Source organism: Cucumibacter marinus DSM 18995 (assembly GCF_000429865.1).
Lineage (GTDB): Bacteria > Pseudomonadota > Alphaproteobacteria > Rhizobiales > Devosiaceae > Cucumibacter > Cucumibacter marinus.
The window spans coordinates 190,116-211,511 of record NZ_AUCR01000009.1; the positions used below are offsets into that span (position 1 = coordinate 190,116).

At 63.2% G+C, this 21,396-nt stretch carries 16 protein-coding genes; 13 read left to right on the forward strand and 3 right to left on the reverse strand.

Annotated elements, in window-relative coordinates; translation table 11 throughout:
• Positions 1–13 precede the first annotated feature (13 nt).
• Positions 14–487 carry an Lrp/AsnC family transcriptional regulator gene (locus tag G489_RS0106960; RefSeq protein WP_029040932.1) on the reverse strand — a complete coding sequence of 158 codons (474 nt, stop codon included), beginning with the start codon at positions 485–487 and terminating at the stop codon, positions 14–16.
• Between the two features lie 141 nt (positions 488–628).
• On the opposite strand from G489_RS0106960, the gene hppD reads away from it, so the two are divergent.
• The 10 genes from hppD (at position 629) to G489_RS0107010 (ending at position 15,411) form a co-directional block, all read left to right on the forward strand.
• Entirely contained in the window at positions 629–1,747 is a 1,119-nt protein-coding gene (gene hppD, locus G489_RS0106965) for a 4-hydroxyphenylpyruvate dioxygenase (RefSeq protein WP_029040933.1), read from the forward strand.
• A 66-nt stretch (positions 1,748–1,813) separates the two neighbouring features.
• Complete coding sequence (locus G489_RS0106970) at positions 1,814–2,191, forward strand: Rieske (2Fe-2S) protein (protein WP_081691444.1); 378 nt, start codon at positions 1,814–1,816, stop codon at positions 2,189–2,191.
• Between the two features lie 127 nt (positions 2,192–2,318).
• A complete protein-coding gene (locus G489_RS0106975; RefSeq protein ID WP_029040935.1) occupies positions 2,319–5,798 on the forward strand; it encodes an indolepyruvate ferredoxin oxidoreductase family protein in 3,480 nt (1,159 codons plus the stop codon).
• A gap of 49 nt (positions 5,799–5,847) precedes the next feature.
• Positions 5,848–6,996, forward strand: a complete 1,149-nt coding sequence (locus tag G489_RS0106980) for an isovaleryl-CoA dehydrogenase (protein ID WP_407059824.1) — start codon at positions 5,848–5,850, stop codon at positions 6,994–6,996.
• A 2-nt stretch (positions 6,997–6,998) separates the two neighbouring features.
• Positions 6,999–8,606, forward strand: coding sequence for a carboxyl transferase domain-containing protein (locus G489_RS0106985; protein ID WP_029040937.1), 1,608 nt, complete (start codon positions 6,999–7,001; stop codon positions 8,604–8,606).
• Between the two features lie 2 nt (positions 8,607–8,608).
• Entirely contained in the window at positions 8,609–10,603 is a 1,995-nt protein-coding gene (locus tag G489_RS0106990; protein ID WP_035871838.1) for an acetyl/propionyl/methylcrotonyl-CoA carboxylase subunit alpha, read from the forward strand.
• A complete protein-coding gene (locus G489_RS0106995) occupies positions 10,600–11,463 on the forward strand; it encodes a hydroxymethylglutaryl-CoA lyase (RefSeq protein WP_029040939.1) in 864 nt (287 codons plus the stop codon). Before G489_RS0106990 ends, G489_RS0106995 begins: the two co-directional genes overlap by 4 nt.
• Positions 11,453–12,223: a crotonase/enoyl-CoA hydratase family protein gene (locus tag G489_RS0107000; protein ID WP_029040940.1), complete on the forward strand. Its 771-nt coding sequence runs from the start codon at positions 11,453–11,455 to the stop codon at positions 12,221–12,223. Before G489_RS0106995 ends, G489_RS0107000 begins: the two co-directional genes overlap by 11 nt.
• A 25-nt stretch (positions 12,224–12,248) precedes the next feature.
• Entirely contained in the window at positions 12,249–14,219 is a 1,971-nt protein-coding gene (locus G489_RS0107005) for an acetoacetate--CoA ligase (RefSeq protein ID WP_029040941.1), read from the forward strand.
• A gap of 16 nt (positions 14,220–14,235) precedes the next feature.
• Positions 14,236–15,411, forward strand: coding sequence for an acetyl-CoA C-acetyltransferase (locus G489_RS0107010; RefSeq protein WP_029040942.1), 1,176 nt, complete (start codon positions 14,236–14,238; stop codon positions 15,409–15,411).
• Between the two features lie 5 nt (positions 15,412–15,416).
• Here the strand turns inward: G489_RS0107010 and G489_RS0107015 are convergent, their stop codons facing one another.
• Both G489_RS0107015 and G489_RS0107020 read right to left on the reverse strand, forming a co-directional pair.
• Positions 15,417–16,679 carry a SulP family inorganic anion transporter gene (locus tag G489_RS0107015; protein WP_029040943.1) on the reverse strand — a complete coding sequence of 421 codons (1,263 nt, stop codon included), beginning with the start codon at positions 16,677–16,679 and terminating at the stop codon, positions 15,417–15,419.
• A gap of 52 nt (positions 16,680–16,731) precedes the next feature.
• Entirely contained in the window at positions 16,732–17,667 is a 936-nt protein-coding gene (locus G489_RS0107020; protein WP_029040944.1) for a phytanoyl-CoA dioxygenase family protein, read from the reverse strand.
• Positions 17,668–17,791: 124 nt separating this feature from the next.
• Between G489_RS0107020 and G489_RS0107025 the strand changes: the two genes are divergently transcribed.
• From G489_RS0107025 to G489_RS0107035, 3 genes are all read left to right on the forward strand, one after another.
• Positions 17,792–18,649, forward strand: coding sequence for a hypothetical protein (locus G489_RS0107025; protein WP_029040945.1), 858 nt, complete (start codon positions 17,792–17,794; stop codon positions 18,647–18,649).
• Between the two features lie 260 nt (positions 18,650–18,909).
• Positions 18,910–20,124 (forward strand): ROK family transcriptional regulator, encoded by a 1,215-nt coding sequence (locus G489_RS0107030; RefSeq protein ID WP_029040946.1) that lies wholly within the window; start codon positions 18,910–18,912, stop codon positions 20,122–20,124.
• On the forward strand, positions 20,121–21,374 hold the full coding sequence (locus G489_RS0107035) for a M20 family metallopeptidase (RefSeq protein ID WP_029040947.1): 1,254 nt from the start codon (positions 20,121–20,123) through the stop codon (positions 21,372–21,374). Before G489_RS0107030 ends, G489_RS0107035 begins: the two co-directional genes overlap by 4 nt.
• Positions 21,375–21,396: the final 22 nt, after the last annotated feature.

Consider the following 21,396-nt stretch of genomic DNA (forward strand, 5'->3'; position numbering starts at 1 on the left):
GCCGTGAACCCGCTTACATCAGCGGCAAGCGCGAATTGATCGGCAGCTTGGAGGTTTCCTTGGTGCGCTCGAGCACGATGGTCGAATGCACCTGGGAGACGCTGTCATGGGCGAGAAAGACCTTATTCAGGATCGTCGCCAGCGTCTTGAGGTCCTTGAGCACCATCTTGAGGCTGTAATCATAGTCACCGGTCACGAGATAGCATTCCTGCACCTCGTCGATGTCACCCACCAGTTCCTCGAATCGCCGCGCATTGTGCGCGGAGTGCGTCGCCAGCCGGACCTGGACCAGCACCGTGACCTCGAGCCCGAGCCCTTCGGGCGACAGCAAAACCCTCACGCCCTGAATGATTCCGGCCTTTTCGAGCGCCGCCCGGCGCCGCGAGCATTGGGAGGCTGAAAGCCCCACCCTGTCAGCCAGTTCGGCGTTTGTCAGCGAGCCATCCTCCTGCAACGCTGACAGCAATTTCATATCAATAGCGTCCATGCACGTTCCCCGCGTGTATTGCCCTGTTGTACGCATCAACAGTGCGCATCTCTAACAAATCCAGACGTGTTTGCACAGCATTTGCGGGTGTTCAGTGATAGATTGTGTTTCACAAATGCACAGATTGTGAGGAGGTCTGAAATGGGTCCTTATCCGCATGACGCGCCGCCGGCGAAGATCACCGATCAAAACCCGGCAGGCACCGACGGTTTCGAATTCGTGGAATACGCCCATCCGGAACCCGAAGAGCTGCATAAGCTCTTCTCGCTGATGGGTTTTATCCCTGTCGCCAAACACAAGACCAAAGCGATCACGGTCTATCGCCAGGGCGATGTGAACTATCTCGTCAATGAGGAACCGGGCAGCCAGGGCGTCAATTTCGTCGCCAAGCACGGCCCGTGCGCGCCCTCCATGGCCTTCCGCGTCGTCGATGCCGAACACTCCTACAAGCGTGCGCTCGAAAACGGCGCCGAACCCTATGATCCGGCCGAGGGCACCAAGGCGCTCGACGTACCCGCGATCAAAGGCATTGGCGGCTCGCTGCTCTATTTCGTCGAGACCTATGGCGAAAAGGGCTCCGCTTATGAAGCCGAGTTCGACTGGGTCGGCGAAGCCAACCCCTATCCCGAAGGCATCGGGCTCTATTATCTCGATCATTTGACCCACAACGTCCATCGCGGACGCATGGATGTCTGGTCGGATTTCTACGAAAAGATCTTCAACTTCAAGCAGATCCGCTATTTCGACATCGAAGGAAAGCTGACCGGCCTTTACTCCAAGGCCCTCACCAGCCCCGATGGCAAGATCCGCATTCCGATCAACGAAAGTGCGGACGAGAAAAGCCAGATCGAGGAATATCTCAAGGAATACCAGGGCGAAGGTATCCAGCACATCGCCTGTGGCTGCCACGATATCTATGAATCGATCGAACGCCTGCGTTCGGATGGCTTGCCCTTCATGCCCTCGCCGCCCTCGACTTATTACGACATGGTCGAAGGCCGCGTGCCCGGGCATGGCGAAAACATGGACCGGCTGGAAAAGAACGGCATCCTCATCGATGGGGAAGGCGTTGTCGAAGGCGGCATGACCAAGATCCTGCTGCAGATCTTCTCGGCCAATGCCATCGGCCCGATCTTCTTCGAGTTCATCGAGAGGAAGGGCGACGACGGTTTCGGCGAGGGCAATTTCCGCGCCCTGTTCGAATCGATCGAGGAAGACCAGATCCGCCGCGGCGTGCTCGGCACCGACGCGGCCGAATAGTCAGGCCACTGGAGCGGCCGGGGCGTCTGCACAGCAGGCGCCCCACTTGGCCAAACGGGAGATCCTATGGCTGACACCATGAGTTGGCAGCGTGTGCGCGGTGCACCGGATTCGGGCGCCGTGATCGCACGCACAAGCGACCTGCCTGAAGACGGCACGCTGGCCGTCACCTTCTCGGGCAAGGGCCGCGACTTCCCCATCTTGCTGGTGCGCAAGGGCGAGGCCTTTGCGGCCTTTCTCAACGCCTGCCCGCATCAGGGCCTTCCGCTGACCTTCCGCTCGGAAGACGTGACCACCGCCGACGGGCAAAGGCTGATGTGCTCGAACCATCACGCCGAATTCGACCTTTTGACCGGCGAAGGCGTTGCCGGATTCGGTCAGGGCTGTGCGCTGATGCGCATTCCCCTTTCGCTCGATGCGGAGGGGCTCATCTGCGTGGCCTGAGCCACGCCCCAATCCCCGCCGGTTACAGGGCAGCCGGCGGGGATTTTTATCGGCGCCGCAAAAGAATAAGATGAACTGGCGTCGAAACCTTCTCGAGGGCTGCGAGAGACGGAGGAGACGGGTCGTCATGACGACATCGCAGATCTTGCTGGACGACAAATACACAAAGACCGAGGGACAGATATTCCTGTCCGGTCTGCAGGCGCTGGTTCGCCTGCCCATGGTGCAGATGCGCCGTGACCGTGCCGCCGGCTTGAACACCGCGGCGCTGATCACCGGCTATCGCGGTTCGCCGCTGGGCAGCTACGACCAGCAGGTCATGAAGGCCAAGCGCTTTCTCGACCCGCTCGACATCACCTTTCAGCCGGGCGTGAATGAAGATCTCGCCGCCACCGCCATCTGGGGGACCCAGCAGGTGCACCTGTCCGAGGGCGCCACAAAGGACGGCGTTCTGGGCATTTGGTACGGCAAGGGACCGGGCGTCGACCGCTCCGGCGATGCCTTCAAGCACGGCAATGCCGCCGGCACGTCGCGTCATGGCGGCGTACTGGCGCTCGCCGGCGACGACCATTCCTGCAAATCCTCCTCGATCCCCCACCAGTCCGACCACGCCTTCATGTCGGCACTGATGCCGATGCTCTACCCTTCCTCGATCCATGAATTCCTAGAGATCGGCCTGCTCGGCGTCGCCATGTCGCGCTATTCGGGCTGTTGGGTCGGCATGAAATTCATCTCGGATACCGTCGAGACCACCGCCGCCATCGATCTGGGCGGTGAGAACCGGGAATTCGTGATCCCGACCGACTTCGAAATGCCCGAAGGCGGGCTCAATCTCAGATGGCCTGACCCCCCGCTTGTCCAGGACGAACGCCTGCAGGAACACAAGGGCTATGCCGCCATCGCCTTTGCCCGTGCCAATGGCGTCGACAAGATCACCCTCGACAGCCCCAATGCCCGGCTCGGCATCGTCGCCTCCGGCAAGGCCTATGAGGATGTGCGCCAGGCACTCAAGGAACTGGGCATAGGCTCGGTCGAGGCCCATTCTATCGGGCTCAGGATCTACAAGGTCCGCATGCCGTGGCCGCTCGAACCCGAAGGGATCCGGCATTTCTCCGAAGGTCTCGAGGAGGTCCTCATCATCGAGGAACGCCGCGAGATCATCGAGAACCAGATCAAGCAGCAGCTCTTCAACTGGCGCGCCGATGTCCGGCCACGCATCATCGGCAAGTTCGACCATGAGGATCACCACATCCTCTCCCTGTCGCGCTCGCTGACCGTGGGCGCCGTGGCCCGCATGATCGCCAACCGGGTTCTCGAACTCGATTTCGACGATGGCCTCAAGCGCCGCATCGCCAGCCGCCTCGATTATCTCACCGAGCGCCATGAGATCGGGCAGAAACACCAGCCGCCCCTCGCCCGCCTGCCCTTTTATTGCGCCGGTTGCCCGCACAACACCTCGACCCGTGTGCCGGAAGGCTCAAAAGCCATGGCCGGCATCGGCTGCCATTTCATGGCGCAATGGATGGACCGCAACACTGAGACCTTCACCCATATGGGCGCCGAGGGCGTGCCCTGGACCGCGATCCACCGCTACACCGAAGAGAAGCACCGCTTCGTCAATCTCGGCGACGGGACCTATTTCCATTCCGGCATTCTGGCGATCCGTCAGTCGGTGAGCGCCAAGGCACCGATCACCTACAAGATCCTCTACAACGACGCCGTTGCCATGACCGGCGGCCAGCATGTCGACGGGCAGATGTCGCCCCAGCAGGTCACCCACCAGCTCTACTGGGAAGGTGTGAGACCGATCTATCTGCTCACCGACCACCCTGAACAGTACAGCCTGTCCGACCTTGCCCCCGGCACCATCCTCAAGCATCGCGACCATATGGACGCGGTCATGCTCGATATCCGCGAGGAACCCGGCACCTCGGCGATTGTCTATGTGCAGACCTGCGCCGCCGAAAAACGCCGCCGCCGCAAGCGCAAGGAATTGGAAGATCCCCCGACCCGCGTGATGATCAACCCGTCGGTCTGTGAGGGTTGCGGCGATTGTTCGGTGCAATCCAACTGCATCGCCGTCGAACCGCTCGAGACCGAGTTCGGACGCAAGCGCAAGATCAACCAGTCGGCCTGCAACAAGGATTATTCCTGCCTCAAGGGCTTTTGCCCGAGCTTTGTCACCATCGAGGGTGGCAAGCCGCGCAAGCGCGCCGCCGCCGGCGGACCGGACATTTCAGGCATTTCCGAACCCATGTTGCCGGGCATTCACACCCGTCCCTGGAACATCGCCATTACCGGCATTGGCGGCACCGGCATCCTGACCATCGGCGCTATTCTCGGCATGGCCGCCCATATCGAGGGCAAGGCCGCGATGATCCTTGATATGGCCGGTCTTGCCCAGAAGGGTGGCGCGGTGCTCTCCCATGTCCGGATCGCGGAAACACCGGATCAGGTCACCTCGCCGCGCATCGTGACCGGTGGCGCCGATCTGTTGCTCGCCGCGGACGATGTGGTGGCTGCAGGGATGGAAGGCGCAACACTTTGCGATCCGGCCCGCACCAATGGCGTGGTCAACACCAAGGTCACCCCGGTCGCCGATTTCGTGCGCAACCGCGATTTCGACTTCAAGGCCGGCGCCGTAGTCACCGCGGTCAAGAAAAACGTCAAATCCGATCAGCATTTCCGCAACTTCACGGATCTGGCAGAGATCGTGGCCGGCGACGCCATCGCCACCAACATCATGATGCTCGGCTATGCCTGGCAGGCCGGGCTGGTGCCGGTGTCCCGCGACGCGATCCACAAGGCCATCGAACTCAACGGGGTTGCCGTCGACGCCAACAAGAACGCCTTTGAATGGGGCCGCGTGGCTGCCTCGGCGCCCGAGCGCATCGAGGCCCTGGCCGAACCGGAAGCCGATGCGCCCAAACTGCAGAGCGAGATGAGCCTTGATGAACTAATCGATCATCGCATTCATCACCTCACTGCCTACCAGAACCAGAAGCTGGCCAAGCGCTATTCGGCCCTGGTGGCCAAGGTTCGTTCGCTTGTCGACACCCGTCACCTTGACCCGGCACTCGCCCGCGCAGTGGCCGTCAACTATGCCAAGGTGCTGGCCTATAAGGACGAATACGAGGTGGCGCGGCTCTTCACCCGACCCGAATTCGAAAAGCAGCTCACGACCGAGTTTGACGGCGACTACCAGATCGCCTTTCACCTCGCGCCGCCTTTCCTGCCGGGCAAGGACCCGAACGGTCGTCCCAAAAAGCGCAAATACGGACCATGGATGCGGCGCGGTTTCAAAATCCTCGCGGGCATGAAGAGCCTGCGCGGAACCCCGCTCGATCTCTTCGGCCTCAGCGCCGACCGCAAGCTCGAACGCGGCTTGATCCGCGAATACGAGATGCTGGTCGAACGGGTTATGGAGGACGTCGATCCGCCCCGACAGGACGCCGCGCTTGAACTCCTCAACTGGCCTTCGACCATTCGCGGGTTCGGGCCGGTGAAGATGAAGGCGGCGGAAGACGCCCGCAAACGGCTTCCCGCCCTGTGGGAAGCGTTCGAAAACCCCGTGCCGGCTGGCGCGCCGGCGCAGGCTGCGCAATAGTTTCAACCAGGCGCCGGATCTGAGGGAGGATCGCGTGTTCGATGCGAGCATGAATTTCGGGCTGGGCGAAGACATCGACGCCGTCCGCGACATGGTGCGGCGCTGGGCGGGGGAAAACCTCGCCCCGCGCGCCGCCGAGATCGACGAGACCAACACCTTCGCCGCCGACCTTTGGCCGGAATTGGGCGAATTGGGCCTGTTGGGTATCACCGCCGACGAAGACTATGGCGGCTCGGGCATGGGCTATCTCGCCCATGTCGTCGTCATGGAAGAACTCTCGCGCGCCTCTGCCTCGACCGCCCTCTCCTATGGCGCTCACTCGAACCTGTGCGTCAACCAGATCAACCGCCACGGCACACCCGAGCAAAAGGAAAAATACCTGCCCAAGCTCTGTTCGGGAGAGCATGTCGGCGCGCTCGCCATGTCCGAACCCGGCGCCGGGTCGGATGTGGTCTCGATGAAGCTCAAGGCGGTCAAGAAGAACGACCGCTATGTGCTGACCGGCAACAAAATGTGGATCACCAACGGGCCGGACGCCTCAACGCTCGTGGTCTATGCCCGCACTGACCCTGAAGGCGGCGCCAAGGGGCTGACGGCCTTCCTGATCGAGAAGGACATGGCCGGGTTCTCGACCGCCCAGAAGCTCGACAAGCTCGGCATGCGCGGCTCGAATACCTGCGAACTGGTCTTTGAGGACTGCGAAGTGCCGTTCGAAAACGTGCTGGGCGAAGAAGGCGGCGGTGCCCGCGTCTTGATGTCGGGGCTCGATTATGAGCGCGTGGTGCTTTCGGGCGGCCCGCTCGGTATCATGGCCGCCTGCATGGATGTGGTCGTGCCTTACGTTCATGAGCGCAAGCAGTTCGGCCAGCCCATCGGCGAATTCCAGCTCATGCAGGGCAAATTGGCCGATATGTACGCGACGATGAATGCCTGCCGTGCCTATGTCTACGCGGTGGCGGCCGCCTGCGACCGGGGCGAAACCACCCGCAAGGACGCCGCCGGTTGTATCCTTTACTCCGCCGAGAAGGCGACCCAGATCGCGCTCGAAGCCATTCAGGCGCTGGGCGGCAATGGCTATATCAACGAATACCCCACGGGCCGGCTGCTGCGCGACGCCAAGCTCTATGAGATCGGCGCCGGCACCTCGGAAATCCGCCGCATGCTGATCGGGCGCGAACTGTTCAAGGAGACCGCATAGCCATGGCGGTCATCAAGTCCGCGATTTCGACCCGCTCGCCGGAATTCGAGGCGAACGACGCCGCCATGCGCGAGCAGATGCGTGTAGTCGAAGAAGCCGTGACCCTCGCCATGGATGGTGGCGGCGAAAAGGCCCGCGAACGCCATGTGGCGCGCGGCAAGCTGCCGCCCCGCGACCGCGTCGCCCAGCTTCTCGACCCCGGCTCGCCCTTCCTCGAGATCGGCACCACGGCCGCCCACGGCATGTATGACGGCGCCTCCCCTGGCGCCGGCGCCATTGCGGGCATCGGCCGGGTTTCTGGCCGCGACGTCATGATCGTGTGTAACGACGCGACCGTGAAGGGCGGCACCTACTATCCGATGACGGTCAAAAAGCACCTGCGCGGACAGGAGATCGCGGCGGAGAACAACCTGCCCTGCCTCTATCTCGTCGATAGCGGCGGCGCGAACCTGCCCAATCAGGACGAGGTCTTCCCCGACCGCGATCATTTCGGGCGCATCTTTTACAATCAGGCCAATATGTCGGCCCGCGGCATCCCCCAGATCGCCGTCGTGATGGGGTCCTGCACCGCCGGAGGCGCCTATGTGCCCGCCATGGCCGATGAAGCGATCATCGTCCGCGATCAGGGCACGATCTTTCTCGCCGGCCCGCCACTGGTGAAGGCGGCGACCGGGGAAACCGTGACCGCCGAGGATCTTGGCGGCGGTGACGTGCATACCCGCCTGTCCGGCGTTGCCGACCACCTCGCCGACAATGACGAGCACGCTCTGGCCCTCGCCCGCCAGATCGTCGCCAATCTCAACCGCCCAAAGCCCGAAACGCTGGAAATCCGCCCCCCGGAGCCCCCGCTTTACGACCCTCAAGAGATCTACGGCATCGTCCCCTCTGACCTGTCCAAGCCCTACGATATCCGCGAGGTGATCGCCCGCGTCGTCGACGGGTCGCGCTTTGACGAGTTCAAGGCCCGCTATGGCACGACGCTCGTTTGCGGCTTCGCCCATATCGAAGGACTGCCGGTCGGCATCATCGCCAACAATGGCGTGCTGTTTTCCGAAAGCGCCATCAAGGGGGCGCATTTCGTGGAACTCTGTTCCCAGCGCAAGATCCCGCTCGTCTTCCTGCAAAACATCACCGGCTTCATGGTCGGGCGCAAATATGAGAGCGAAGGCATCGCCAAGAACGGCGCCAAGCTGGTGACGGCCGTGTCCACGACGTCGGTTCCCAAAATCACCATGCTGGTGGGCGGGTCGTTTGGGGCCGGCAATTACGGCATGGCCGGACGCGCCTATTCGCCCCGGTTGCTGTGGACCTGGCCCAATTCGCGCATCTCGGTGATGGGCGGAGCGCAAGCGGCCGGCGTGCTGGCGACCGTCCGGCGCGACGGGATCGAGCGCAAGGGCGGTGATTGGCCGGAAGCCGACGAACAGGCCTTCCGCAAACAGATCACCGACCAGTTCGAAACCCAGGCGCATCCGCTCTATGCCAGTGCACGGCTCTGGGATGACGGCATTATCGACCCGGCAAAGACCCGCCAGAGCCTGGCCCTGTCGCTCTCGGCCGCGCTCAACGCGCCGATCCCCGACACCCGTTTCGGCCTGTTCAGGATGTGATGATGACCACCTCTCCCATCCGCAAGATCCTAATCGCCAATCGGGGCGAAATCGCCTGCCGGGTGATCGACACGGCCCAAAGGCTCGGCATTGCGACCGTCGCTGTCTATTCGGATGCCGACCGGGACGCCCTGCATGTCCGCCGCGCGGACGAGGCGATAAACATCGGCCCGGCTGAGGCCAAACAGAGCTATCTCAACCAGCAGGCCGTGCTGACCGCCGCGCGCGAAACCGGCGCCGATGCCATCCATCCCGGTTATGGCTTTCTCTCCGAAAACGCGGATTTCGCCCGCGCTGTCGAGACCGCCGGCTTGATCTTCATCGGTCCGCCGGCCAGCGCCATCCGCGCCATGGGGCTGAAAGACGCCGCCAAGGCAGCCATGGAAAAGGCCGGCGTACCCGTCGTACCCGGCTATCACGGCGACAGCCAGGACCCCGATTTCCTCGCCAAGAAGGCCGATGAGATCGGTTATCCCGTGCTGATCAAGGCCCGCGCAGGCGGCGGCGGCAAGGGCATGCGGCGCGTCGAGCACGCCGCCGAGTTCCGTTCCGCGCTCGAAAGCGCGCAGCGCGAGGGTGAAGCCGCCTTTGGCGATCCCGCCTGCCTGATCGAGAAGTACATCTCGACCCCGCGCCATATCGAAATCCAGGTCTTCGCCGATGCCCATGGCGATGCCGTGCATCTGTTCGAGCGCGATTGCACGCTTCAGCGCCGCCATCAGAAGGTGATCGAGGAAGCCCCGGCCCCCGGCATGACCGAGGCCATGCGCCAAAAGATGGGTGAAGCCGCGGTCGCCGCTGCAAAGGCCATCGGCTATCGCGGCGCCGGCACCGTTGAGTTCATCGCCGATGCTTCTGCCGGGCTCGATGAAAACCGATTCTATTTCATGGAGATGAACACGCGTCTTCAGGTGGAACATCCGGTCACCGAGATGATCACCGGCACCGACCTCGTCGAATGGCAGATCGCTGTCGCCAATGGTGAACCCCTCCCCAAGACCCAGGACGAATTGGCGATCACCGGCTGGGCGATGGAAGCCCGGCTATACGCCGAGGACGCCGAAAAAGGGTTCCTGCCCGCCACCGGCACGCTGCATCATTTGCGCTTCCCTGCTGACGCCCGCATCGAGACGGGCGTTGCCGAAGGCGATAGTCTCTCCCCGCATTACGATCCGATAATCGCCAAGCTGGTGGTGCATGGCCCCGACCGCGAAACGGCCCGGCTGAAGCTGGAGCAGGCTTTGGAAGGCACACAGATTGCCGGTACCGTGACCAATCTCGGCTTTCTGGTCCGCCTTATCCGTGATCGCGCCTTTGTCGAGGGCGTAATGGACACGGGGCTCATCGACAGGGAGTTGGACCAGTTGACCGAAGCAACCCCGCCATCGCCCCTGGCCATCGCGCTCGCCGCCATCCAGGCCGCAGGGTTTCTCGATCCTGCTCACGGCACAGATGTCTGGGACCGGCTGACCGGTTTTCGCCTCTGGGGTGAGGCGCATCGCGACGTGTCGCTTATCCATCGCAACGACCCCCTGCGGGTCCGGCTGACGGGAACGCCGGAGATGGGGTTCACTGCACATTGGGGCGATCACGAAGTGCATCTCAGTTGCTCGACAAAAACCGGTGGCGGCCTGACCGTCAGGGCCGATGGCCACGCCTTTCCGGCCAGTGCGGCCGTGCATGCGGGCGGCGTGACCGTGTTCGTCCAAGGCGAGACCACCGATTTCGCCCTGCCGGATCCGCTTCAGGGCAGTCTCGAGACCGCCGACCATTCCGACGAGATCACCGCGCCGATGCCCGGAACCATCAAGCTGGTGGCGACGGCGCAGGGAGAAGCGGTCGAAGCCGGCCAACCGCTCATCGTCATGGAAGCGATGAAGATGGAGTACACCCTCACCGCCCCGCGCAACGGCACGATCGCCACCTTGAACGCAGGACTTGGCGATCAGGTTGCCGATGGCGCGGTTCTGGCCACCCTGGTCCCGGAGGAGGCGTGAGCGAGACCGTCACCATCGTTGAAATGGGACCGCGCGACGGGCTGCAGAACGAGCCCCGCCTGATCCCGACCGAAGACAAGATCCAGCTTGTCGACCTTCTGTCGCTCTGCGGTTTCACCCGCATCGAGGCTGCGAGCTTCGTGTCGCCCAAATGGGTGCCGCAAATGGGCGACGGCGCCGAAGTGATGGCAGGGATCGAGCGGCGCAACGGCGTGCACTACGCCGCCCTCACCCCCAATCTGAAGGGGTATGAGGCGGCGCGCAAAGCCGGCGTCGACGAGGTTGCGGTCTTTGCCTCTGCCTCGGAAGGCTTCAGCCAGAAAAACATCAACTGCTCGATTGCCGAAAGCCTGGAACGCTTCGCGCCGCTGCTCGAACGGGCGAAAGCCGATCAAATGCCGGTGCGCGGCTATGTGAGCTGTGTCGCGGACTGCCCCTATGACGGACCGACACCGCCCGGAAAGGTCGCGGAAGTCGCCAAGGCCCTCATCGACCTGGGCTGCTATGAGATCTCCCTTGGCGACACCATCGGCCACGGCACCCCGGAAACCATCGGCCGCATGCTCGACGCGGTACTCGCCGAAATCCCCGCCAACCAGCTCGCCGGGCACTATCACGACACCAAGAACCGGGCCCTCGATAACATCGAAGTGAGCCTCGACCGTGGTCTGTGCGTGTTTGATGCGTCGATCGGCGGCTTGGGCGGATGCCCCTTCGCCCCCGGCGCCAAGGGCAATGTCGCCACCCTTGCGGTACACGACATGCTCACCGGGAAGGGTCACAACACCGGCCTCGACCGCGACCGGCTCAACCAGGCGGCGAGCTTCGCCCTTGCGCTCAGAGGTTCCCATGCCCTTTGAAACCATCATCCTTGAGACCAACGCTCACGGCATCGCCACGCTCACTCTCAACCGGCCCGACAAGCACAACGCCCTCTCGGCCCGCATGATCGCGGAACTCAGCGAAGCCGCGCAACAACTCGCCGCCGATGATGCCGTCCGCGCCGTCATCCTGACCGGCGCCGGCAAGAGCTTTTGCGCGGGTGGCGATCTCAACTGGATGCGCGAGCAGTTCGAGGCCGACCGAAGCCGGCGCATGGCCGAGGCGCGCAAGCTCGCCGACATGCTCAAGGCGCTCGACGATCTGCCCAAGCCCCTGATTGGGCGCATCAATGGCCAGGCCTATGGCGGCGGGCTGGGTATGATCGCGGTCTGTGACATCGCCTTTGCGTCCGAGACCGCAACCTTCGGCTTCACCGAGACACGACTGGGGCTGATCCCGGCCACCATCGCGCCCTATGTCGTGGGCCGCATCGGCCAGGCCAGGATCCGCGAGGTCTTCATGTCGCCGCGCATTTTCGGCAGTGGCACGGCCAAACGCCTCGGTCTGCTCGCCCATGTAGTCGAGCCCGATCACCTCGATGCGGCGGTCAGCGAAGAAGCTGAGCTCTACCTCAAGGCCGCTCCCCAGGCAGTGGCCGAGGCCAAGGCCTTGGCAAAAGCCATGGGTTCCCCCGTGACCGAAGAGGCAATTGTAACTACCGTTGCGTGGCTGGCGGATATGTGGGACCAGCCCGAGGCGCAGGACCGCATCGCCAGATTTCTGGACAAACAACGCTGATCGGAAGCTAACGCTGACGGGAAACATGACCGAGCCAACCGCCACCCCCGAACCGCTCTGGAGCCCTGCCGAAGATCGCATTGCCGAGGCGACAATGACCCGCTTTCGGGCGTTCTGCGGTGAGCGGTCAGGTGACAGCTTTGCCGACACCCCGGCACTCCATCGCTGGTCGCTCGACCATACGGAAGACTTCTGGGACGCCATCTGGGATTTCGGCGGCGTCGTTGGAGAAAAGGGTGAACGGCGCCTGATCGACGGCGACAAGATGCCCGGCGCCCGTTTTTTCCCCGACGCGAAGCTGAATTTTGCCGAGAACCTGCTGCGCGGTACCGGCGGGCGGGATGCCATCGTCTTCAAGGGCGAGGACAAGGTGTCCTATCGCTGGAGCTGGGACGAACTCCGGCAAAAAGTCTCCATGCTGCAGCAGGCCATGCGTGCCATGGGCATCGGCCCGGGCGACCGTGTCGCCGCCCTGATGCCCAACATGCCCGAAGCCGTGGCCGGCATGCTCGCCGCAACCTCGATCGGCGCGGTCTGGTCCTCCGCTTCCCCCGATTTCGGCGAGCGCGGCGTGCTCGACCGCTTCGGCCAGATCGAACCCAAGCTGCTGATCGCCTGCGACGGCTATTGGTACAATGGCAAGGCTTTCGATATCGGCGACAAACTCAAGGCTGTCACAGCCCGGCTTCCGACGCTCGAAAAGACCGTGATCGTCTCCTATGCCGGCGACACCGGCAACGCCATCGCCACGCTGCCCAATGCCGACACGATGGACGGCTTCATGGCGCCCCATATGGCGCGGGAGGTTGAGTTCACCCGCCTGCCCTTCGATCACCCGGTCTATATCCTGTTTTCCTCGGGTACCACGGGCGTCCCCAAATGCATCGTCCACCGCGCCGGCGGTGTGCTTTTGCAGCACCTCAAGGAGCATCTCCTCCACGCCGATACCAATCCGGGCGACCGGGTGTTCTATTTCACCACGCTCGGCTGGATGATGTGGAACTGGCTGGTCTCGGCGCTCGCTTGCGAAGCAACGCTCCTGCTGTTCGACGGCTCCCCCTTCGCAGGCGGGCCAGAAATCCTGTTCGACTACGCCGACGCAGAAGCCATGACCCTGTTCGGCACCTCGGCCAAATATATCGATGCTGTCCGCAAATCCGGCCTCGAGCCGAAAACCACCCACCGGCTTGAAAAGCTCAAATCCATGGCCTCCACAGGCTCGCCCCTGAGCCCGGAGAATTTCGATTTCGTCTATGCGGGCATCAAATCCGACATCCATCTCGCCTCGATTTCCGGCGGCACGGACATCGTCTCCTGTTTCGTGCTCGGTGATCCAACCCGCCCGGTCTATTCCGGCGAAATACAGGGCCCCGGCCTCGGGATGAAGGTCGAGGTCTGGAACGAAAACGGCCAGCCGGTCACCGGCGAAAAGGGCGAATTGGTCTGCGCCGCACCGTTCCCCGTAATGCCGCTCAAGTTCTGGAACGATGAGGGCGACAAGAAGTATCACGCCGCCTATTTCGAGCGTTTCGACAATGTCTGGTGCCATGGCGACTACGCCGAGGTGACGCCACGCGGCGGGATCATCATTCATGGCCGGTCGGATGCGACCCTCAATCCCGGCGGCGTGCGCATCGGCACCGCCGAAATCTACAATCAGGTCGAGCAGATGGACGAAGTTCTTGAAGCCATCTGCATTGGCCAGGACTGGGACGACGATGTCCGTGTCATCCTGTTCGTGCGCCTCACCGAAGGCGTGACGCTCGATGAGGAACTGACCAAGGCGATCAAGACCAAAATCCGCAACGGCGCCTCGCCGCGCCACGTACCGGCAAAAGTGATCGCCATCGCCGACATTCCGCGCACCAAATCGGGCAAGATCACCGAACTGGCCGTCCGCGACGTTGTCCATGGCCGCGAGGTCAAGAACAAGGAGGCCCTCGCCAACCCCGAGGCCCTCGATCTCTATCGCGATCTCGACGCCCTCAAATCCTGATTTCCGGGAGCCCCCAATGACCGAAGCCGCTTATATCGTTGCCGCCCGCCGCACTCCCATCGGACGTTTTCTCGGCGGCCTCGCCCCGGTGCCTGCTGTTGATCTCGGGGTGATCGCGGCAAAGGCCGTACTCGACGATAGCGCCATCGATCCCGCTACCGTGGGCGAAGTCATCATGGGCCACGTGCTGACCGCCGGGCTTGGCCAGGCCACCGCCCGCCAGGTCGCGATCAAGTCGGGCATGCCCAACCATGTGCCGGGACTGACCATCAACAAGGTCTGCGGCTCGGGACAAAAGGCCATACACCTCGCCGCGCAATCGGTGATGCTGGGCGATGCCGACACCATCATTGCCGGCGGCATGGAATCGATGAGCCGGGCCCCACACGTCCTCGACATGCGCCAGGGCGTCAAGTTTGGCTCTGCCGAGGCGCGCGATACCATGCTGATCGACGGGCTCTGGGATGCCTATAACGACGTCCATATGGGCATGACCGCCGAGCGGCTCGCCGACAAGTTCTCGATCTCACGAGATGATCAGGACGCATTCGCGTTCGCCTCGCACCAGAAGGCGGTCGCCGCCATCGAAGCAGGCCGCTTTGCCAACGAGATCGTTCCGGTTGAAATAGCGGGCCGCAAAGGCACCACCACTATCGATACCGACGAGCAGCCCCGCGCCGACACCAGTCTCGAAACCCTGGGCAAGCTGCGCCCCGCCTTCACCGGCGAAGGCAGCGTGACCGCCGGCAACGCCTCCGCCCTCAATGACGGGGCGGCCGCGCTTGTGGTGATGAGCGAAAGCCGCATGAAGGCGCTCGGCCTCACCCCCCTCGCCCGCATCGCGAGTTACGGCAATGCCGGGGTCGAGCCGATGGAGATGGGGCTTGGCCCCGTTGGTGCCTCAAGACGAGCGCTCGAGCGTGCCGGCTGGAGCGCGAACGACCTCGACCTCATCGAACTCAACGAGGCTTTTGCCGCCCAGTCTCTTGCGGTCATCAAGGAAACCGGCTTCAACCCGGAAATCACCAATGTGAATGGCGGCGCCATCGCCCTCGGTCATCCCATCGGCGCCTCGGGCGCCCGCATTGTTGTCACGCTCATCCACGAGATGATCCGGCGCGACGCCAAGAAGGGCCTCGCCTCGCTGTGCATCGGTGGGGGCATGGGCGTCGCCCTCTGCCTGGAACGCTGATCGCGCTACCGATGCGGCTCTGACCAGTCCGAGGGCGGCGCGCCACGCCGGAACAGCCGGATCGCCAGCCCCACAGCCACACCGACACCAATGGCAATGGTGAGATCGGCAACGACCGTCAGCACCAGCGTCAGAACCAGCAGAAACTGGTCGGAACGCCGGGCTTTCAGATATTCGGGCCAGCGCGTCGGCTCGCTCATGTTCCAGGCCGTCAGCAGCAGCAAGCCCGCCAGCACCGGCATGGCGAGATAGCCGGCCAGCGGCGCCGCCACCAGCATCACGACGAGGATCGTGAGGGCATGCACAATGCCGGCAACGGGCGTCTTGCCGCCCGCTCGGACATTGGTCGCCGTGCGGGCAATCGCACCGGTGGCCGGCAGCCCGGCAAACAGGGCCGATCCGATATTGGCGGCCCCCTGCGCGATGAGTTCGGCATTGGGCCTGTGCTTTCCGGTAATCATCCGGTCGGCGACCATGGCGGACAGAAGCGATTCAACACCCGCCAGAAAGGCGATGATCAGCGCCGAGGGAAGAAGGTCACGCAGCCGCTCAATGCTGATGTCCGGCAGCGAGGGCATGGGCAGACCGCGCGGCAAGTCACCGAACCGCGACTGCACGGTGTCGACCGGCAACGCCGCCAGCGCCACCACCGCTGAGACCAGCCCCACCGCCACGATCACACCCGGCAAGCGCGGAAAAGCTCGCCTGAGCCCCACGATCAGCACCATCGCCGCAACGCCGGCGCCGAGCGCCCAGCCATTGAAGCTCTCCCGGCCCTCCCAGAGAACCGCCAGTTTCTCGAAGAATTCGGCGGGAACGCCCTCGATCGAGAGTCCGAAAACGTCCTTGAGTTGGCTCGACGCGATGATGATCGCAATACCGATGGTGAAACCATTGATTACCGGCTCGGGCACCAGCGCAATCAACCGCCCGGCCCTCAGCATTCCTGCAACCAGCAGGATCGCCCCGGCCATCAGGGTCGCCAGCACCAGCCCGTCATAGCCATGCTCGGCAATGACGCCGAAGACGACGACGATGAACGCTCCGGTCGGGCCACCGATCTGAACCCGGCTGCCCCCGAGCAGGGAAATCAGGAAACCGCCAACAATCGCGGTCACCAGCCCGTCTGCCGGCGATGCGCCTGAAGCGATTGCAATCGCAAGGCTCAGTGGCAGCGCTACCATGGCCACGGTGATGCCCGCGGCAATGTCCGCCAGAAAGGTCTGGCGGTCATAGGTCTCCAGAGTGGTGAGAATCTTCGGCTTCATGAACGGGATATACCGCCACGGGCGCCGCTAACAAATGCGGCAGACTGCCCGCCTACCAGGACTTCAATCCCAGAAGCTTCTCTCCGAGCGGGTTGAGACTGGCCACCTCGCCATGCTTCTTCTCCCATTCGCGCGGATCGCCGGGAAACGCGTCGCGCTTCGAGTGATCGAGTTCCCGCCACTGCCGCACCCGTTCGGCCCGCTCGGCTTCGTTGCTTTGTTCGGCCGGATACATCGAGATGTACTGCGCCATGCGCACCCGCCCGTCCGAATAATTCGGGCGAATGCCGTGTGCCAGTAGCGAATTGAAAATCAAAAGGTCTCCCGGCTCGAGATCGACATTCTCACGCTCGAGCCCGGTCATGTCGGGATGCATCGGATCACGGTCGGCTGGCTGGGTCTTCACCCATTCCTCGAAATGCTCGAAAAGATACGGCACACATTGAAAGCCGCCGGTCTCGCTATCCTGCTTTTGAAGGCTCAGCACGCCCTGCACCCCGATGGGCTGCGGATCGAGAGAGGTGTCGACATCCCAATGGATGAACCCGTCCGTGCTGCCCTTTTCCCGCCTCGGCGGATTGAGGATCGCCCGGTCGATGGTTACCCAGAGATCTTCGCGGTCCCAGATATCGACAAAGGCATCATAGACCCGCTGCTCCATGCGATTATCCCACAGATACTGGTGATTGTAGATCTCCAGCATCCCCGCATTGTTGAGCTCTTTCATCTTGTGCTCGCGCCGCTGCGGCGCGTACCAGGTCGCGGGATCATTCGGGTCCTTCTCGTCGAACCGCCATAGCAATTCGACCAACCGCTCGACATTCTCCCGTGGCACCGCCTGTTTGACGATCACATAGCCCTTGGTCGTCCAGTGCTGCCAATCCGCCTCGGACAACACGCGGAGCGGCAGGCGTTTTTTGATGTCCTTGAGCTGCGGTGACTGTTTCGATGTCGGGTGGCTGTGTTCTTCCCTGATCCCGGTATCCATGATCGCATCCTCCCTTGCGCCGCCAGGGGAATACCCTCGGCGGCCGCCCATGCTGCCAACAATTTTCTGTTTCGCATAGCACCCAGACGCTAGACTGCCTGTGCGGCGGCAGGCGGAGGAGACAATGTTCACACCCCTTTTGCGGCCGATCGCACTGGCCACCGCCCTTTCAATCGCCGCCCCGGCATGGGCACAAACCGTCCCGCCCCCCGTCCAGCAATCCGCTCTCGAATGGTACACGGACGTTCGCGCAGCCTTTGAAGAGAGCCGGGCCAAACCCTTCATCGACATTGACGGCTTCCGAGACTATCTCGCCGGCCTCACCAATCTCACCGCCTTCCGGATCCTGACCGAAAGCGAACCCTTTGCGCCAGAGGGCACAACCGAACGGCTCGAGCAGGAAGAACGGGTTTTCAAGCGGCTGACAGCAATCCTTGATGCGGCCTATGCCGTGCTCGACGGCACCGTCGACGGGCAATCGCAGATCCTGCCCGATGAGGAAGGCAGCGTCGGTGCGCTGTTCTGTTCAGCCGCCCGGGTCTCCCATGCCATCGGGGTAGTCGAAGCGCTTGAAACCAAACTCGCCCTCGTCGAGGCGCAGGTCGCCCTCGGTGAGTGGAAGCTGGCCGACAATCAACGGGTGCTCGAAGACATCGAAACCCAGCTCGACTATCTTGACCGTGGGTTTACTCATTTCGGCGCCCGCGTACTTCTCGGTATCGATGTCAGCGGTTCGCGCCCCGCCATGTCACTCGCCGAGTTCGACCGGGCGATGGAGGCGTTCGACGCCCAGATCCACGCGGCGGACACCCGCGCTGCCTATTATCGCGCCGCCGGCGGGGATGATGCCGTCTGCACCGCCTATCGATTCATCCTCTACGATCCCGAAGCCCCGACCGATCCCCGCCTGATCCTCGATTTCATCGAAAAGGGCCGGCTGATCGAACTGGTGCACCTGTTTCTGGACACGCGAACCTCCTAGGCCGTTTCCCCCTGGAGAGGACACCGGCCCGCCATGCCGGATCCGATAATTTCGATCAGAGCAATTTTTTCCACAGGCCTGCCGCATCCGAACGAGCCGCCCCCACGCCCCTGATTCCAAACCCTTTTTGGCCGGCCACGCGACGTCTCAAGTCACTCTGCGGTGCCCTCACCGCGCCCTTCCCCGGCCCAAAACCGATTGACCCTAGTACTTTCCGCATCTATTAGTTCGGTAAGGGAACGAATTAATTAAGAGCGAAAATGCCGTCAGCCAGTCAGATTTCACGCCAGTTCTCCCAGCGCGCGGTGATGGAGGCCATCATGAATGATGGTCCCATCTCCCGCGCCGCCATCGCCAAGTCGACGGGACTATCCAAGCAGACGGTTTCCGAGATCGTCGGCGGGCTCGAAGATGCGGGCTGGGTGCGTGAGACCGGGCGGACCAGCGGCCATGTCGGGCGCAGCGCCGTCAATTACGAGATCGTGCCGGAAGCCGCCTATATCGCGGCGGTCGACCTCGGGGGCACCAAGGTCCGGGCCGTGATCGCCGACCTCGCCTGCTCGATCCATGGCGAACGCGTCGAGCCGACCGATCCCAAGGGCGGCGTCGCGGTGGCAGAACAGATCGCCCGTCTTTGCCGGCAGGTTGCCGAAGACGAATCCATCCCCCTCGACAAACTCGCCCTCGCCGTTGTCGGCGCGCCGGGCGTACCGGAAACGGAAACCGGCAGCATCCAGATGTCCCCCAATATCGGCGGCATCGACACCATTGATTTTGCCGGCGCCATCCGCACCTCCCTCGGTGTCGATGTCGTGCTCGAAAACGACGTCAACCTGGCCGTTCTCGGCGAGAACTGGCTCGGTCTCGGACAGGGCGCATCGAACCTTGCCTTCATCGCGCTCGGCACGGGTATCGGTGGCGGGCTCATCCTCAATGGCGAACTGATCCGCGGCGCCGCCAATTCGGCTGGCGAGCTGGGCTTCCTCCCCTTTGGGGCGGATCCCTTCGAAGCGGAAAGCAAGAAGGCCGGCGCCCTCGAACGCGTGGTGGCCACCGTCGGCATGAAGAACCGCTACCGCGAACTGAGCGGCGATGCCGTCGAGGTTCCCGAGATCTTCGACCGCGCCGAACAGGGCGACCAGAATGCCCTCACCGTACTCGACGAAACCGCGAAATATCTCGCCCGAGCGGTCTGTGCTGTCTGTGCCGTCGCCAACCCCGAAAAGGTCATTCTCGGTGGCTCGATCGGCGAACGCAGTGAACTGGTCGAGCGCGTCCGCGCCCTCCTGCCCGCCGGCTTCTCCCGCCCGATCACGGTCGAACGCTCGGCCTTGGGTCACAGCGCCTCCCTGATCGGAGCCGCCGCCATCGGTCTCACCCAGTTGCGTAATGCCCTGTTCGGCGCCGAGGCCCCTGCCGGCACCATCGCCCTGCCCTCGGGCAGGACCGTCAACCTCAGCGAGGCCGCCCAATGAGCACCGTTTCCGCCGCCGACCTGACACCCCATCTCGACCGCGACACCGCTCTCGCCCTTTTGCAGGGCGCGATCCGCACGCCGTCCATCACAGGCGATGAGGCTGGCTTCGCCGCCTATCTCGGCACCGAGATGGAAAAGCGCGACATCGCCGACATCGAAACCGCCGAATTCGCCCCCGGCCGCTCCAATGTCTGGGGCACACGCAAGGGCTCGGGCGGCGGCCAAAACCTTCTTTTCATCGGCCACACCGACACTGTGCGCGTCGATGGCTGGAAGGAACGCTGGGAAGGCACCGACCGTGAAAGCCCGTTCTGCGGCGAACTCGTTGACGGCGCCGTCTGGGGCCGTGGCGCGTGTGACCTCAAGGCCGGCATCTGCGCCGCCCTCGCCGCCCTGTCGCTGATCGATGCCGCCGGCATAGCGCTCAAGGGCAACCTCTCCTTCGCCTTTGTCGGCGACGAGGAAAGCGGTCAGGAAGGCTCCGGCGTCAGCGCCGGGGTCAAGCACTATGCCGATCAGATCAAATCCGGCGCCGTCGCCGGACCGGATTTCGCGGTCTATGTCGAACCGACCCGGCTCAATGTCTATGCCGCGCAGATGGGCTTCTTCATCGCCGACGTCACGGTGAAAGGCAAATCGGTCTATTTCGGCTTCCCCGAACAGGGTCACGACGCGCTCAAGGCAGCGAATTTGATCCTGACAGCGCTCTACGCTCATTCGGATGACATCAATGCCCGCGCCGTGCACGGACTTGTAGGCCGGTCCTTCCTGCTGCCCACCGGCATCAATGCAGGCGGCTACATCGCGGTGCCCGGCGAAGCCAAATTCTCGTTCATTCGCAAGCTTCTGCCCGGCGAAAGCCTCGATGAGGCGGTGGCCGAAATAGAAGCGGTGATCGAGCGAGCCAGTACCAATCCCGAAATCACGGTCGAGATCGCCTATCCGGCAGGTCGCGACCATCGCTTCGGCGGCTCGCCCTGCGGTATCGACACCGCCCTGCCTGCAGTGCAACTCCTCAGCGCGGCCGCCGAAGACTCGTTTGAAGGGCGCGGCGCCATTGAAGGCGCCCCCTATTGGTCAGAAGCCCCGTTCTTCGTGAACGGGCTCGATGTCCCTGCCGTTTACTGCGCGCCGGGCGACATCCGCAACGCACACACCACCGAAGAACACGTCGATGTGGAGGAATACTGGGCGGGGATCGTCGCCTTCGCCCGGTTCATCATCGCCTTCTGCAATCAGGAGCGGTGATTTGAAGACGACGACAAAGGGA

Coding starts and splice junctions, on each gene's coding strand:
- G489_RS0106960 (WP_029040932.1), bottom strand. CDS start 487: ATGGACGCTATTGATATGAAATTGCTGTCAGCGTTGCAGGAGGATGGC.
- hppD (WP_029040933.1), top strand. CDS start 629: ATGGGTCCTTATCCGCATGACGCGCCGCCGGCGAAGATCACCGATCAA.
- G489_RS0106970 (WP_081691444.1), top strand. CDS start 1,814: ATGGCTGACACCATGAGTTGGCAGCGTGTGCGCGGTGCACCGGATTCG.
- G489_RS0106975 (WP_029040935.1), top strand. CDS start 2,319: ATGACGACATCGCAGATCTTGCTGGACGACAAATACACAAAGACCGAG.
- G489_RS0106980 (WP_407059824.1), top strand. CDS start 5,848: ATGAATTTCGGGCTGGGCGAAGACATCGACGCCGTCCGCGACATGGTG.
- G489_RS0106985 (WP_029040937.1), top strand. CDS start 6,999: ATGGCGGTCATCAAGTCCGCGATTTCGACCCGCTCGCCGGAATTCGAG.
- G489_RS0106990 (WP_035871838.1), top strand. CDS start 8,609: ATGACCACCTCTCCCATCCGCAAGATCCTAATCGCCAATCGGGGCGAA.
- G489_RS0107000 (WP_029040940.1), top strand. CDS start 11,453: ATGCCCTTTGAAACCATCATCCTTGAGACCAACGCTCACGGCATCGCC.
- G489_RS0107005 (WP_029040941.1), top strand. CDS start 12,249: ATGACCGAGCCAACCGCCACCCCCGAACCGCTCTGGAGCCCTGCCGAA.
- G489_RS0107010 (WP_029040942.1), top strand. CDS start 14,236: ATGACCGAAGCCGCTTATATCGTTGCCGCCCGCCGCACTCCCATCGGA.
- G489_RS0107015 (WP_029040943.1), bottom strand. CDS start 16,679: ATGAAGCCGAAGATTCTCACCACTCTGGAGACCTATGACCGCCAGACC.
- G489_RS0107020 (WP_029040944.1), bottom strand. CDS start 17,667: ATGGATACCGGGATCAGGGAAGAACACAGCCACCCGACATCGAAACAG.
- G489_RS0107025 (WP_029040945.1), top strand. CDS start 17,792: ATGTTCACACCCCTTTTGCGGCCGATCGCACTGGCCACCGCCCTTTCA.
- G489_RS0107030 (WP_029040946.1), top strand. CDS start 18,910: ATGCCGTCAGCCAGTCAGATTTCACGCCAGTTCTCCCAGCGCGCGGTG.
- G489_RS0107035 (WP_029040947.1), top strand. CDS start 20,121: ATGAGCACCGTTTCCGCCGCCGACCTGACACCCCATCTCGACCGCGAC.